General features: G+C 67.2%; 10 protein-coding genes. 5 read left to right on the top strand and 5 right to left on the bottom strand.

The window, feature by feature from the left end; translation table 11 throughout:
* Positions 1 to 29: 29 nt before the first annotated feature.
* Positions 30 to 968, top strand: a complete 939-nt coding sequence (locus tag D7X32_RS11435; RefSeq protein ID WP_244238966.1) for a serine/threonine protein kinase — start codon at positions 30 to 32, stop codon at positions 966 to 968.
* Positions 969 to 993: 25 nt separating this feature from the next.
* Here the strand turns inward: D7X32_RS11435 and D7X32_RS11430 are convergent, their stop codons facing one another.
* A complete protein-coding gene (locus D7X32_RS11430) occupies positions 994 to 2310 on the bottom strand; it encodes a hypothetical protein (protein ID WP_120602561.1) in 1317 nt (438 codons plus the stop codon).
* A gap of 330 nt (positions 2311 to 2640) precedes the next feature.
* On the opposite strand from D7X32_RS11430, the gene D7X32_RS11425 reads away from it, so the two are divergent.
* Positions 2641 to 4539, top strand: a complete 1899-nt coding sequence (locus tag D7X32_RS11425; RefSeq protein ID WP_120602560.1) for an AAA family ATPase — start codon at positions 2641 to 2643, stop codon at positions 4537 to 4539.
* 162 nt (positions 4540 to 4701) lie between these two features.
* Here the strand turns inward: D7X32_RS11425 and D7X32_RS11420 are convergent, their stop codons facing one another.
* Positions 4702 to 7011, bottom strand: coding sequence for an Ig-like domain-containing protein (locus D7X32_RS11420; protein WP_158625659.1), 2310 nt, complete (start codon positions 7009 to 7011; stop codon positions 4702 to 4704).
* Positions 7012 to 7349: 338 nt separating this feature from the next.
* On the bottom strand, positions 7350 to 8948 hold the full coding sequence (locus D7X32_RS11415; protein ID WP_120602558.1) for an ABC-F family ATP-binding cassette domain-containing protein: 1599 nt from the start codon (positions 8946 to 8948) through the stop codon (positions 7350 to 7352).
* 257 nt (positions 8949 to 9205) lie between these two features.
* Between D7X32_RS11415 and tgt the strand changes: the two genes are divergently transcribed.
* On the top strand, positions 9206 to 10375 hold the full coding sequence (tgt, locus tag D7X32_RS11410; RefSeq protein WP_120602557.1) for a tRNA guanosine(34) transglycosylase Tgt: 1170 nt from the start codon (positions 9206 to 9208) through the stop codon (positions 10373 to 10375).
* A gap of 130 nt (positions 10376 to 10505) precedes the next feature.
* Positions 10506 to 11687 carry an excinuclease ABC subunit UvrC gene (locus D7X32_RS11405; protein WP_120602556.1) on the top strand — a complete coding sequence of 394 codons (1182 nt, stop codon included), beginning with the start codon at positions 10506 to 10508 and terminating at the stop codon, positions 11685 to 11687.
* Here the strand turns inward: D7X32_RS11405 and D7X32_RS11400 are convergent.
* Entirely contained in the window at positions 11679 to 12299 is a 621-nt protein-coding gene (locus D7X32_RS11400; protein WP_244238965.1) for a TetR/AcrR family transcriptional regulator, read from the bottom strand. The genes D7X32_RS11405 and D7X32_RS11400 overlap by 9 nt on opposite strands.
* Positions 12300 to 12685: 386 nt before the next feature.
* On the opposite strand from D7X32_RS11400, the gene D7X32_RS11390 reads away from it, so the two are divergent.
* On the top strand, positions 12686 to 13459 hold the full coding sequence (locus D7X32_RS11390; RefSeq protein WP_120602584.1) for an HAD family hydrolase: 774 nt from the start codon (positions 12686 to 12688) through the stop codon (positions 13457 to 13459).
* A gap of 100 nt (positions 13460 to 13559) precedes the next feature.
* Here D7X32_RS11390 and D7X32_RS11385 read toward each other — a convergent pair whose 3' ends face one another.
* Entirely contained in the window at positions 13560 to 15398 is a 1839-nt protein-coding gene (locus D7X32_RS11385; protein ID WP_120602554.1) for an OmpA family protein, read from the bottom strand.
* Position 15399 lies beyond the last annotated feature (1 nt).

The following is a 15399-nucleotide window of genomic DNA, read 5'->3' as shown; positions in this document are numbered from 1 at the left end:
CCGTTCCAATACCGGCGATGATAGGTCTCGTGACCTCCCACGTCGGCAAATACCAGCGCATCCGCCTGCTCGCCGAAGGCATCATCGAGGATTATCTGGCCAAGACGGCCGGCCCACAGGGCTTCGCGAAAACGCTGGTGCTCCAGTGCCTCCGGCCGGACATGGCCGAGCAGGTGGACTTCCCGGAGATGTTCCTCGACACGGCGATGAGCGCCGCCCGGATCACGCACCCGCACATCGTGCAGGTCCTCGACTTCGGTGAGGCGGACGGCACGTATTTCCTCGCCAGGGAGCACATCGATGGGCCTGGCCTGAGCAGGGTGATCAGGCACCTGGCGAACCAGAGGATGACTCTGCCGGCGACACTGTGCGCGCGCATCATCTCGCAAGCCTGCGAGGGACTCGCCTACGCCCACGACCTCACCGACCCCCAGACGAACCAGCCACTGGGGCTCATCCACCGCTGCATCCGGCCGTACAACGTCCTCCTGTCGCGCCAGGGGACGGCCAAGGTGGTGGACTTCGGCATCGACCATTTCCGGGCCCGGTGGACACCTCGATACTTCACCCCCTTCCTGAGCGAGCACGTGTACATGGCGCCCGAGGACATCAGGGGCGGGCCGGTGGACCGGCGGGTGGATGTCTATTCGCTCGGTGTGGTGCTCTATGAGCTGCTCACCACGCGCAAGCCCTTTGAGTCCAAGTCCGACTGGGACGTGATTCAAGCCGTCTTGTCCGAGCCCATGGTGCCCGCCGAGCGGCACCGGCCGGACCTGCCCGGCGCTCTTCGAGCCATCCTCGGCCGTGCGCTCGCCAGGGAGCGGGACCAGCGCTACCCGGATTGCCGCGCGTTCCAGGCGGATCTGGAGGAGTTCATCCTCTCGGCGGGTGAGCCGGTGACCCCTCAGCAGGTGGCCCAGCTCATCCAGCAAGTCACCGCGAGCGACACCCCGACCGTCATGAGCTGATCGAGGACAGGGGGCGCGGTTCGCGCTACTCCACCGTGAGCAGGAATTGGGCGGATGCCGGATGGCCCGTCACCGCGAGGACGCGAGGCTCGTCTTTGCCCTGCCACTGCCAGGAGCACGGCTCGACGGTGATGGTCAGCGATCCCGAGCCCTCGCTCCGGGGCTTGAAGGTCACCTCCAGCTCCGCGTTGGCCCCTGCCTCCAGTCCGGCGGTAGCCCCCACGAGGTTCACGCGGTGCTCCTCCACCATCGGGAGCGGCTGGCCGCGATACCGCACGCTCACGTCCACCACGCGAGCGCCAACGAGCACTCCGGACACCCGGACCCGCACCGCCTCACACGCGGTCCCGTCATTGCGCACCACCGCCCGCCACGTCTCGGCCACGGGCGCGGCCACGGCCAGCGGCGCCGAGGTGTGCTCGGTCCAATGGATTGCGGGCGTCTTGTAGCCCACGTGCATGAGCGGCGCGCCCGGGCTCACCGGACGGTTCGCGGCGTGGAGGCGCAAGGGGTGTCCGGGCTCGGCGGTGAGCAGGAAGAGCGCGTCACTGTCCTCGGCGCCCACCCACCACCGGTCAGGCCCCGCTGGCGTCACGGACACGAAGTGGGTCCACTCTCCCACGAGCGTCTCGAGCACCTGGAGCCCGGGCAGGGACACCAGGAGGGTCTTGTCCTGCACGAAGAGGAGCGCCCGGGCAGCGTCAAGGACGCACACCCCGGCACCGCCCCAGGTCAACTCATCCGCATCCTCATCCTCATCATCGCTCTCCGGGATGGAGCCGAGCAGGGTGCCATCGAGCGCGAAGTGGAGGAGCGCCGTCTGCCGGTAGTTGATGACGAGCAGGAGGAGCACGCCGTTGGGAGTGGCCAGGGCCCGCCAGATGTCCTGCTCATGGCCCGGCTCCAACTGGAGCGCTCCCTCCGGCTGCGCCGCCCCCGGGCGGACCACGTAGACGCGGCCCCGGCCCTTCTCCACGACGGTGATGCCAAAGGGGCTCGTGTCGAGGAACGCCCCATCGGGGGACTGACGGTGGGGGCGCCCCTCGGAATACCCATACCCGTGCGTGGCGGGTACGGGCTTGGGCAAGGTCATGGGCTCCCACCGCTGCCCGAACCCATCGGTCGTGAAGAGGGTGGTCAGCTTGAGAGCGCCGTCCACCACGGTTCCGATGAGCCGGTCCCCATCGGTGGTGAGATCGAAGCACTCCCTCGGAAAGGCCTGGACGGGAGCGCTCGCGCCGGCCCCCACGGAGAAGACACGCCGATCCCCGCTTCCCACCCAGACGTTCTTTGCCTCGTCGAGCGCGGCGAGCACCACGGGCGCGGATGGGGAATCCGGCACGTCTCCACTTGCCTCCCGGCGCACGCCTTCATCTCCGTGGAAGACGATGAGCCGACGCGGTCTGAGATCGAACAACCACGGGCCACGGGCCAGGAGATGGCGTCTCGGGTACATGGCCCTGCATCATACCCACTGACGCACAGTGTCTGGCGGCGATTTCGGCGCCTTGTTCTGGAGGCTATTCAACGCCAAGCAGTCTTCGCTAGGTCGTCGTAGGCCAGTCGCCCCTGGCGCCAGAACTCATGGAGGACGGATGGCACATGGCGAACGCCTTCAACGCGCCCCATTGGACGGGTATGATGGTCGCGCTTTAGCGAGCCAGGAGGACTGATGCGTATCACGGAAGTGAAGCTTCCTGCGGACTACGAAGGAAAAGGCCTGGGCCGGACGAATATGAACCGGCTGGGATCCGTGGTTGTGCTTGCAGGACCCAATGGGGGTGGCAAGTCACGGCTGCTGCATTCTGTTTTTCTGGCAGTTGCGGACCATCCTACGCCGTTGAAGTTAAGTGACCTTCAGGATCAGGTGGTGGGACGGCGGAGACAACTGGAGCAATTGCGCAACGCCCGCGCGGCCATGAGTAGAGAAGACAATTTCGCGCAGATACAGTTTCAAATTCAGGCTGTTGAGCAATGGCTTCAAAAATACGAAGACACCATGGCGCTCGCGAGCATGATTGCGCTCAATCACGCAGGGGATGATAGGCCTGTCTATCATTATGTGCCTCGGCCAGGCGGACTTGTGGATCCATCTGACACGATACGAAGGAACGCGCTCGCAGCGGCAGCTGAGGTGAGTAAGGGTGTTGGATTTCAATTTCTGCAGGAAGGCTGCCTGGCGTACATTGGCAACGTGCAGGACCGCTGGTTCCACGCCACCCACCCGCAGGTAACGATAACGGAATCTGAAAAGATAAAGGCAGTTGAAGATTATCAGCGCTTGTGTGACGACATCAGGAGGCTTCTAGGCACACAGCTCAACCGGAACCTTGATGGTGTCCCTGCACTCTGGGGTCGCGCTATCCCAACAGCTGGTTTGTCTGAGGGACAGCGGCTTTTGCTGCAGCTGGCTGTTGCATTGCATGCTCAGGGCATGCGATTGAGCGAAGCTGTTCTTCTCTTGGATGAGCCTGAGACTCACCTGCATCCTGCGGCAGTGGTTGACGTGCTCGAAACGCTCCGCAAAGCGACACCTGACGGACAGCTCTGGATTGCGACTCACTCATTGTCCATACTCGCTTGGGCGCCAACCGATTCTCTATGGTTCGTCCGCGGAGGCCAGGTGAGGTGGGTTGGTCGAGATCCAGAGCTTGTGCTCACCGGCTTGCTTGGAGATGAGCACGGTCGTGAGCGCCTGGAGGCATTTCTCCAGCTGCCCGCGCAGTTTGCAAGCAACCGTTTTGCAGCAGACTGCTTGCTCCCTCCCGCCGTTGTGATGACGGATGGCGACGACCCCCAGCTTCAGCAGATCCGCAACGCAATCCATGCATTCCGTCGTCCCTCCCAGCCACTCCGGCTACTTGATTTCGGCGCAGGGAAGGGACGGTTGCTGGCGGCGCTGCGCGAAGCTCACAATGATAGCCAGCCGTTCACAGGGGTCGTTGATTATCGTGCTCTTGATGCATCTGCGGATGACCGCGACCAATGCACTTCGTTGATTGATGCAATATACGGTGCGGGGGCGTCGGCCGTGCGGCACTTCAGGGGGGAGGCTGACTTGGAGTCGCAGCTCGATGCCGAGAGTGTCGACGTAGCGATCATGTGCAATGTCCTGCACGAGATTCCGCCAGGTCAGTGGCTTTCAGTGCTCGGCCCCGGATCGGCGCTCGCTCGACGCCTGCGCCCCAGCGGATTTCTGCTCATCGTCGAGGACATGCACATTCCTGTCGGGGAAAAGGCCCATAGTCATGGTTTCCTCCTGCTTGATACGTATCCCCTGAAGGGCTTGTTCGGTTGGCGCGAAGCCGATCCCGCCATTCAGTTGGTTGCTGAGCGAGAGGGACGCTTGAAAGCATGGCTGGTGCCGGCATCGCTGCTAAAGCGAGTCAGTCCTGAAACTCGCAGCGACGCGCTGCTGCGCCTACAGAACTATGCGCGTAAGGAGCTTCAGGCTTTGCGACAGCAGCCTCCGAGCTTTCGCAATGGTCAGCTCCATGGTCTGTGGACCCAACTTTTCGCCAATGCGAGTCTCGCCATTGATGATTTCGGGGGACGGATCGAACACGGCTGATTCCATCGTGACTCAAAGCGCATTCATGCATTTGCTCATCCGCTTCCCTTGTCCCGAATAGCCAAACGCCGCCTCGCTTCCGGAAGCACCGGAAACGGGCGGCGTTGGCACTGCCTGCGGATGTGACGCGGGACTACCGGCGCTTGACCGCCGCGTCAGTCGTTACTGGATGGTCCAGGCCACGGTGCCGCTGCAGCTGCCGCTAGAGTAGCAACCCGCGCGGAGCTGGTATCCGCCGCCACCGCCTGCCGGCACGGTGTAGGTGAAGTTTGAGCCCGCGCCACCACACGCATCATCGTTGAAGGCCACCTGCGAGCCCGTGGGACCGTAGAGGCGCAGATAGGTGTCTCCGATGAAGGACGCCCCGGTGACGCCACAGGTCCCCAGGGTGAGCTTCTGGCCCGCGGCCAATGCGATGGACTTGTTGACCGTGTTCATCTGGGCGCTGCTGGTGTTGGTCGTGCTGTAGGGAAGCGTGTTGCCGCCCGCCGGGGGCGGGGTAGAAGCGCCGATCACGCTCCAGGAAATGGTGCCGCTGCAGCTGTCGCTTGCGAAGCAGCCGGCGCGGAGCTGATAGGTCCCGCCACCACCCGACGGCACCGTGTATGCGAAGCTTGAGCCCAAGCCACCACACGCATCATCGTTGAAGGCCACCTGCAAGCCCGTGGGGCTGTAGAGGCGCAGGACCGTGTTCCCGTTGAAGGTCGCCCCGGAGAGGCCGCAGGTCCCCAAGGCGAGGGTCTGGCCCTCGGCCAGGGGGATGGAGAGGTTGAACGTGTTTGTCTGGGCGCTGCTGGTATTGCCCGCGCCGTAGGCGACGGTGCTGGTCGCCCCATTCGAGACCGTCACGCTCACGGTGGAGCCGGAGGTCGCATTGCCAGTGGCATCATAGGCCCTGGCCTGGAGGGTGGCGGCGCCGTTCGCCACGGTGGTGCTGTTCCAGTAGTAGGTGTACGGCGAGGTGGAGACGCTGCCGATGAGCGAGCCGCCCAAGTAGAACTCGACCCGGGCGACGCCCGTGTTGTCGCTCGCGGTGACCGTCAGGGCGACCATCCCGTTCACGATTGCGCCCACGGTCGGTGCGGTGAGGGAGACGGTGGGGGGCGTGGAGTCGATGCAGACGCCCGCGGAGCCGCAGGTGTTGCCCGCCGCGCAGGTTCCGCAGGAGAGCGTTCCACCGCATCCATCCGAGAGGGGGCCGCAACTCCGGCCCTGCGCCGCGCAGGTGGTGGGCGTGCAGCTCACGCAGACGTTCGCGTTACAAACGTCAGTCCCGCTGCAAGAGCCACACGAGAGCGTGCCGCCGCAGCCGTCAGGGATGCTGCCGCAGTTCTTGCCTTGCTCTGCGCAGGTCGTCGGCGTGCAGCTCACGCAGACGTTGGCTTCACAGAGCTGTCCGGTGCCGCAGGTTCCGCAATTCAGGGTGAAGCCACAGCCATCTGGAATGGCACCGCAGTTCTTCCCTTCCGAGGCGCAGGTCACCGAGGGAGCACAGGCCGTGAACAGCTCGGCGTCAGGGGTACGCACGCTGCTCGCGTCATAACCGCCGACGAACAACACGCGGCCGTCGTTCAAGCGGACCGCCTGGGCCTCGTGTCGGCGGGTGACCAGGGAGTCACCGGCAGTCCAGGTGGCAGTCACAGGGTCATAGATCACCGACGAGGCCAACGCGCCGGCGTAATACCCACTGGCGACCAGGACGCGGCCGTCGGCAAGCACTGCCCCTGCCGCATTGGTACGCCAACCGGGCGCCGCCGTCGCGGACCAGGTGTTCGTGGCCGGATTGTACAGCTCCGCCTCGTTGAAGGTCCCCCCCATGATGGGGATCCCGCCGGTCAACAGCACCGAACCATTTGCCAGAAGGAACGCCTGGTGATTGAGCCGGCTGACGAACGGGCTCGTCCGCGTCGTCCAGGTGTTGGTCGAGGGATCGAACTCCACCGGGTGCATGGGGGTGCTGAGGCCGTTGGTGTCGAACTCAGCCCCGCCGGTCAACAGCACCTTGCCGTTGAGAAGGCGCGTCGCCGTGTGCCCGATGCGGACTTGCGGCAGCGAGTTACACCACGACCAGCTGTTCGTCACGGGGTTGTAGATTTCACAGCCAGACGTGCCATGCGGGGTCGACGTAATCGCGTCCGTGCCAGCGGCGATGAGCACCCGACCATCCAGCAGCAGCGTCGCGGTGTGCCTCGCATGGGAATACAACGTGGGCGCTCCGTTCGACCAGGTGCCCGTGGCCGGATTGTAGAGCTCCACGGTCTTCGTCACCCCGGATGAAGGACTGCTGACGTAACCGCCGACCACGAGCACCCGACCATCCTGCAGCAGCGTGGCCGTGTGTCCGTTGCGGCCGTTCGCCATGCTGGAGACGAGGCTGAACAGCCCCATCGCGGGATCATAGCGCTCCACGCTGGAGAGGCTGCCGTTCGCACCGGAGGAGTTATTAAACCCATACCCCCCGGTCACGAGCACCTTTCCGTCCTGGAGCAAGGTGAGTGCGAATGAGGTCCGACCCACATTCAAGGAGCCAGTCAGAACGCTCAGCGGCTGGCTCTCCTGTGAATAGTCGGTTTCCAGAGGAGCATCCGCGGGTGAACACGCGGTTGCGAGCAAGACAGCCAGGGCCAACGTTGCGAAACGGTCAAACAGTTTGAGCATTCGCACAAACTACGTTGAACCTCGTCAGGCCAACCAGTCCCCCTCTCTGCGGGTACTCCACGACCCGCTCCGCCAGCCCACGAAAACGCCGCCTCGCTTCCGGAAGCACCGGAAACGGGCGGCGTGGGCACTGCCTCGAATGACTGCGCTGACTACCGGCGCTTCTGCGCCGCGTCCGCGTGCTTCTCCATGAACTCCGAATACGGGCCGTTGAAGTCGAGCACTTCCTTGCCCGCCTCCAGGCTCCAGATGCGCGTCGCGACCTCGGAGATGAGCTCCTGGTCGTGCGTCACGCAGATGACCGTGCCGTCGAACTTCGACAGGCCTTCCGCCAGCGCCGCGATGGACTCCAGGTCCAGGTGGTTCGTCGGCTCGTCCAGGATGAGCACGTTGTCCTGCGTGATCATCAGCTTCGACAACAGCACGCGCACCGTCTCACCACCGGAGAGCGTGTCCGTGGGCTTCATCCGCTCCTCACCCGAGAAGAGCATCCGGCCCAGCACGCCCGAAATCTCCTCGTTGGTCAGCTTCTCGCTGATCTCCCGCAGGTAGCCGAAGCACGTCGTGCCCTTGTGGATGACGCCGTGGTGGTCCTGCGGCAGGTAGCCCACCGTCGCCTGGTGACCCCACGTAATCGTGCCCGCGTCCGGCTGCAGCTGCCCCGCCAGCATCTTCACCAGCGTGGACTTGCCCACGGCGTTGCGGCCGATGACGCAGATGCGCTCGCCCTTGCAGACCAGCCCCTTGAACGGCTTGATGACCGGCACGCCGTCGAAGGACTTCTGCAGGCCCTCGAACATCAGCGTCTGACGGCCGCTGATCACCTTCTGGTCGAACCGGATGAACGGCCGCGCGATGTTCGAGCGCTTCAGGTCCTCCGTCTTCAGCTTGTCGATCTGCTTGATGCGGCTCTGCACCTGCGACGCACGCGTACCCGCGTGGAAGCGCGCCACGAAGTCCTGCAGCTGGGCGATCTTCTTCTTCTTCTCCTCCGTCTCGGACTCGACCCGGGTCCGCAGCTGCGACTTCTGCCGGACCATGTCGTCGTAACCACCCGTGTACTGGATGATGGTCTCGTAATCGATGTCCGCGATGTGCGTGCAGATGGAGTTCAGGAAGTGCCGGTCGTGGCTGATCGTGATCAGCACGCCCTCATACGCATGGAGGAAGTTCTCCAGCCAGCGGATGGAGTCGATGTCCAGGTTGTTCGTGGGCTCGTCCAGCAGCAATCCTTCCGGCTTGCCGAACAGCGCCTGCGCGAGCAACACGCGCAGCTTCAGGCCGCCGGTGAGCTGGCGCATGGGCTCTTCGTGGAAGGACTCCTCGATGCCCAGGCCGGCCAGCAGCGTGGCCGCGTCGCTCTCCGCCGAATAGCCGTCCTCTTCCGCGATGACGCCTTCCAGCTCACCCAGCCGGTTGCCGTCCTCCTCGGTGATGTCGGACTTGGCCAGGAGCTTGTTCTTCTCGTCCATCGCCGCCCACAGGTGGCGGTTGCCCATCAGCACCACGTCGATGACGCGGTCGTTCTCGTAGCGGAAGTGGTCCTGGCGCAGGATGCCCAGCTTCCGCGGGCGGATGATGTCGCCCATGTCCTGCTCCTCGTCACCCGCGAGGATCTTCATGAACGTGGACTTGCCGGCCCCGTTCGGACCGGTCAGGCCGTAGCGGCGGCCCGGCGAGAAGGCGACGTTGACCTCCTCGAACAGCTTCTTGGGCCCATAGGCCTTGGAGACGTTGATGACGTTGAACATGGCGGCGGCTTGTAACGGAAATGGCGCGGCGACCCAAGACGCGCGGTGAATCGTTGCCCGGCGGCGTACCGGAGGACCCAATGTAACCGCCGCCACGCCCCGGAAATGCCTGCTTCCCACACCCCCGGCACCCCGTCCCCAGACCCCGGGTAGGGAAAATGGCGCCTCCCCGTCACAAGGCGGCCTCCTGGGGACCAGGCGGGCGTCCCCAGGAAGCGGGTGCCCCCGGACGGGCAGGCTGGGTATAAGGCCCGTCAATGGCCGTCCGCTTCGAACTCCTGAATACCGACCCCACCGGCGCCCGCACGGGCATCCTGCACACCCGCAAGGGGTCCTTCCCCACGCCGATGTTCATGCCGGTGGCCACCCACGCCGGCTTCCGCCACCTCGCCATGGAGGAGGTGAAGGAGACGGGGGCGAAGATCCTCCTCGCCAACACCTACCACCTGATGCTCCGGCCCGGCCCGGAGGTGTTCGAGCGCTTCGGCGGCATCCACCCGTTCATGGGGTGGGACGGCGCGGTGCTGACGGACTCCGGCGGGTTCCAGATCTTCTCCCTGCCGGAGGACCGGCTCATCACGGAGAAGGGCGCCCACTTCCGCAGCTTCTATGACAACAGCCGCCAGCTGCTGAGCCCCGAGTCCAGCATCGCCATGCAGCAGGCGATCAACTCGGAGATCATGATGGTGCTGGACGTGTGCATCGACTCGCGCACGGACGAGGCCGGCACCCGCGAGGCCATGGAGCGCACCCACCGCTGGGCCGTGCGCAGCCTCGCCGCGAAGGAGAAGCGCGCCACGGGCCAGGCCCTGTTCGGCATCGTCCAGGGCGGCGTCCACCCGGCGTTGCGCGACGAGAGCGCCGAGTTCCTCACGAAGCTGCCCTTCGACGGTTTCGCCATCGGCGGGCTGGCGGTGGGGGAGACGAAGGTGGAGCGCGACTCGATGACCGAGCGCGCCACCGCGTCCCTGCCGCAGGACAAGCCGCGCTACCTGATGGGCGTGGGCACGCCCACGGACCTCCTGGAGGCGGTGCTGCGCGGCGTGGACATGTTCGACTGCATCATCCCCACGAAGATGGCGCAGCAGGGCTACGCGTACACCTTCCAGGGCCTGGTGCGCATCACCCGCACCGCGTATCGCCTGGAGGACGGGCCGCTGGATCCGGAGTGCGACTGCTACGTGTGCAAGCGCTACACGCGCGGGTACCTGCAGCACCTGATGCGCGGCAAGCACCACCTGGGCTCGCGCTTCCTGTCGGTGCACAACGTGCGGCACTACCAGAAGCTGATGGAGCGCATCCGCGAGGGCATCCTGCGCAGCGGCTACGCGCAGACGTACCGCGAGCTGAAGTCGGCCATCGCCACGCCCAAGGACCTGAAGGACGAGGCCGCCGCCACCGCGATGACGTTGAAGGACGTGGGCTGAGCTCCGGGCGCGCGTTCCTCCGCCCGCCCCCCGGCCGGGTTGGGCAGGGTAGAGCGCGCACAGCGGTGCGGCGGGACGTGGCGGGTTAACCTGCGGAGCCCGGGTTCACAGGCCCGGTGCTTTCCGCCGCATGGACCCGCGCACCGCCACCCTCCTGAATCACGTCCGCGCGAGCGCGGAGAACCGGCCCGGCGTGTACCGGTTCTTCGGTCCCGCTGGCGAGCTGCTCTACGTGGGCAAGTCCGTGCGCGTGCGCACGCGGCTGATGTCGTATTTCCGCGCGAACGAGGGCGAGAAGGCCTGGGAGATCGTCGCCCAGGCGCACCAGGTGGAGTGGGAGTACACGGCCAGCGAGTTCGCGGCGCTCCTGCATGAGTTCCGGCTGATCAAGAGCCACCGGCCCCTCTACAACGTGGAGCACAAGCGGGACCGTGCGCACTGCTTCCTCCAGCTTACGCGTGAGGCCGTGCCCCGGTTGCGCGTGGTGGGCCAGCCCGGCGGCGGCGGGAGCGCGGAGTACTTCGGGCCCTTCCACGGCCGGCACACCATGGCGGACGTGGTGCGCGCGGTGAACGACCTGCTGGAGCTGCGCGACTGCCCGGCCGAGACGCCCATGCGGCTGGCGGATCAGATCCCGCTCTTCCCCATGAAGGACGACCCGCGGTGCATGCGCGGGCAGACCGCGCGGTGCCTCTCTCCGTGCGCGGGCGGATGCACGACGGCGGAGTACCTGGCGCAGGTCGCGCTGGCGCGGGCGTTCCTCAACGGCGAGTCGGACCGGCCGCTGGTCATCCTGCGCGAGCGCATGGCGATGGCGGCGCGGCGGCTCCAGTTCGAATACGCGGCGGAGCTGCGCGACCGCGCGGAGCGGCTGGAGAACGTGCAGGCGTGGATCGTCGAGCTGGGCCGCACGCTGCGCCGGCTGTCGCTGATCTACACGGCGCGCGGGCACGGTGGAGAGGACCGCACGTACGTGCTCAGGCGGGGACGGATCCGCGCGGAGGTTCCCTCGCCCCGGACGCCGGAGGAGCACGCGGCGCTGGAGGCGCGGGTGAGGGACATCTTCGCCGTGCCGGAGCCGGAGGCGATTGGCCTTCGCGCCCAGGAGGCCCAGGAGGTGATGCTCGTCGCGAAGTGGTTCCGCCTGCATCCGGAGGAGCTGGATGCGACGGTGCCTGCCCCGGCGCGGGCCGGAAGCGATGAGCCTGTCGAGGAGGCCGCGGAGGCCCGGGCAGCGCTCGCTCGCACGTTGGAGCGCACCGTGGAGGGCCCGGAGGAACCGGAGCCCGAGGGTGCCTCCGAGTCAGCGTGAGCGCCGCGCGGCGATCCCGTCGAGCACGCAGTCCAGTCCCTTTTCGAACTCCACGTCCAGGGGCAGGTCCGCGGCGTCCTGGGTGAGCCTGACGACGTTCGGGAACTGGCCGGTGGCAAGCATCCGCTGGAGGTAGGGCATCATGGTGCTCCGCCACTGCGTCTGGGTCTTGCCGCTCCCGAACGCATAGCGCAGCTCGCTGATCTCTGTCTGCATGGCGCCCATGGTGTAGGCGCCGACGGTCCGGAGTGCGAACAGGACGGTGTTGATATCCTCGAACCCTGGCAGGTCCCCCAGCGCGGCCAGTGCCGCCTCCCGGGCCGCGAGCGCGTGGGGGCCCAATTGCGGACGGCCGCCCCACAGGTCGACGAGCCATGGATGCTTGAGTGCGGCATGCCGCGACTGGTGGGCGAAGGCGCGCAGGACCTCGCGCCAGTCACCGGGGGGCCGGCCATCGGCGGCTGTCTCCGCGTGGACCTCGTCCACCATGAGCTCGAGCAGTTCCTCCTTCGAGAGCACGTGGCCACGAAGCCGCTTCGGGTCCACCTTCAGCGCGGTCGCCACGGTGCGCAGGGAGACGGCGTCGAGCCCCTTCTTGTCGGCGAGGCTCACGGCCGTCCGTGCAATGGCCTCCCGGCTCAGCGGGACCGACCGGGGCCGGTGGGCAGGCTCGGGGCGCTCCCAGATCAGCGTGTTCCTCTTCGCTCGCGGTTTCCGTCCTGGGCTCATCGCCTCGAGTCTTGCTCGACTCCCGGCCGCAATGACAGTCCGGACTGTCATTGGGCTGCATCGTCGTCGTGGGCTCCCGCTACCGGAGGTTCCGGATGACGCGGCAGGGATTGCCGGCGGCGAAGACGTACGGAGGAATGTCCCTTTTCACCACGCTGCCCGCGCCAATGAAGGGAGTCACGGCTTCACGGCGCGCTGGTGAACAGCCGGTGTCGCGTCTGCCTGGACGCGGGTGACACCGGACGGCGAGGCCAGCGAGGATGCCGGCCATGAGGATCGAGCGTGTCGAGGAGACGCTGGAGCGCATCCGTCGCGAAGTGGAACGGACGCCGGATGGCGTGCTGGCCTTCGACGGGGACGGCACCCTGTGGAGCGGGGACGTGGGCGACGACCTGTTCATGGCCCTGCTGGAGCACGGCGGCGTGCGGCCCGAGGCTCGCGAGGCGCTGGAGCGGCTGGGCGCCCGCCATGGCGTGGAGGCGCATCCGGACGCGGTGACGCTGGCGCACGCGCTGTTCAAGGCGTTCGAGGCCGGGCGCCTGCCGGAGAAGGACACCTACGAGATGATGGCGTGGATCTTCGCGGGCTGGCACGCGGAGGAGATGCGCGGCTTCGCCCAGGAGGTCGTGACACGGCGGGGCGTGGCCGGCCGTATCCACCCGGAAGCCCGCCGCGTGGTGGAGTGGGCTCGCGGCCAGGGCGTGGACTGCTACGTGGTCAGCGCGTCGCCGCGCGCGGTGGTGGAGGCCGCGGTGCGCGCGGTGGGGATCACGCCCGACTTCGTGCTGGCGTGCACGCCGAAGGAGGAGGGCGGACGGTTGCGGACGTCCGTCTTCGAGCCCGTGCCCTACGGCCCCGGCAAGGTGACGTGCCTGAGGCAGCGCACGAACCGGCCGCTCTACGCCGCCTTCGGCGACAACGTGTTCGACCTGGATCTGCTCGCGGCGGCCCGCGTTCCCGTGGCCATCCGCCCCAAGGTCCGGCTGCGTGACCGTGCGGCGGAGCTGCCCGCGCTGGTGCAGCTGCACCCCGAAGAGGCCTGAGCTTCCGCCCTCGGCTCGCGAGCGCGGTGCCCTGTCGCCGGCTCTGGGATGCAGCCGTGCGCCGCTTCGTGGGTGTCCACGAAGCGGCGTCACGTTGGAGTCAGCGCCCCGTGACGGGGACGAACTCCACGCGGCGGTTCGCGCTGCGGCCTTCCGGCGTCTCGTTGGACACGCGCGGACGGTCGGGGCCAAAGCCCTTCGCCTCCAGCCGCGCGCCCGCGATGCCCTTCTGGATCAGGTACTCACGCACGCGGTTCGCGCGCTGCTGGCTCAACGTGCGGTTGGCTTCCTCCGGACCGCTGTTGTCCGTGTGGCCTTCAATCCGGATGCTCAGCTCTGGATGCGCCTTGAGGTAGGCCGCGATGGAATCCAGCTGCCGCTGCTCGTTCTCCTGGAACTCCGACTGGTTCACCGGGAACTGGACGATGTGCTCCAGCGGCGACGTCGTCTCCTCGGGAGGCGGCTGGGGCTTGGGCTCCTCGGGCGGCTTCTGCTCCTTGGCGGGGCAGCCACGCTCGGACGCGGGGCCCGCCTCGTTCGGGCAGGCATCGTCCTTGTCCGGCACGCCGTCCTTGTCCGTGTCCTTGACGGGGCAGCCACGCTCGGACGCGGGGCCGGCTTCGTTCGGGCAGGCATCGTCCTTGTCCGGCACGCCGTCCTTGTCCGTGTCCTTGTCCGTGTCCTTGACGGGGCAGCCACGCTCGGAAGCGGGACCGGCCTCGCGCGGGCAGGCATCCTCGTCGTCGCGAACACCGTCCTTGTCCTCGTCCGGCGCCGGGCAGCCGTGGTCGCGCGCCGTGCCGGCCTGCGACGGGCACTGGTCCTCGCGGTCCACCACGCCGTCACCATCCGAGTCCTTGTCCGGGCAGCCGTTGTTCTCCACGGAGCCGGCCTCCAGCGGGCAGCGGTCGTCCTTGTTGGCCACCGAGTCCCCGTCGTCATCCTCGTTGGGGCACTGCTCCGGCGTGTGGCTGCGGCCGGTGCGGCACCGGTCCACGGGGGCGGGCTCGTTCGCGTACGCGATGCCCGCGCCCAGGCGGAACGACGGCGTGCCCGGGATGTCCGTGAAGCCGTGCCCCGCGAGCGCGAACGCCTCGAAGCCCGCGCCCACCGGCAACCGCACACCTCCCAGCAGCTCCAGCGCCAGGTCCGACTCCACCAGCGACTCGGCGGCCTGCAGCGCGACTTCACCGCGCAGCCCCTTGCCACGCGTGGCGACGACCACGCCCTGCTCCAGCTCGGTGCCGACGTCGCGGCCCGGTTCGACCTCACGTGAGCGGATCCGCACGCCCGCGTTGGCGCCCAGCACCACGGGCCCCAGCTCGCGGCTCACCGACACGCGGGGCGCGATCTGGAACCCCGCCCAGCCCGCCTGACGGCCGAACGCGTCCGCCGTGCCGCCCGGCAAGCCGATGTCCAGGCCCAGGCCCAGGAACACCGGCGCGCCTTCCTCGCGGCGCAGCAGCTCGTAGCGCACGCCCAGCTCCGGCGTGCCCAGGCCGAACGAGTCCGGCTCGCTCACGCCCACGAGCTGCTCCGCGCCGTGGCCGCCCTGCGCGATGATCACGGGCAGCTTCGCGGAGAACTCCAACCGGTCCACCGGAGACCACGCGCCGGCCAGCCAGCCCGCGGTGCGGTAGTGGAGGATGGAGCGCTCCAGTCCATCACTGCCCTGGAGCAGCAGGATGCCGCGCTCGTAGTTGACCATGAGGAGCAGGCGGTAGCCGCCCTCGGGGAGCACGCGGCCGGTGTCCACGAACATGGAGTCCGTCGCCGCGGGCTGGAAGCGCAGGCGCTCCAGGTCCAGCGGCGCGATGGGACTCGTCGTGGTCTGCCCGAACGCGGCGGGGGTGACGGCGGTGGCCAGCAGCGCGGCCAGCGCCCAGCTCTGAGCCTTTGTACGCAAGGGGAGGTCCATTCGAGAAAAGAGGGAGCGCATG

Source organism: Corallococcus carmarthensis (genome assembly GCF_003611695.1).
In the GTDB taxonomy this organism is placed as follows: domain Bacteria; phylum Myxococcota; class Myxococcia; order Myxococcales; family Myxococcaceae; genus Corallococcus; species Corallococcus carmarthensis.
This window is presented reverse-complemented; position numbering and strand designations above follow the sequence as displayed.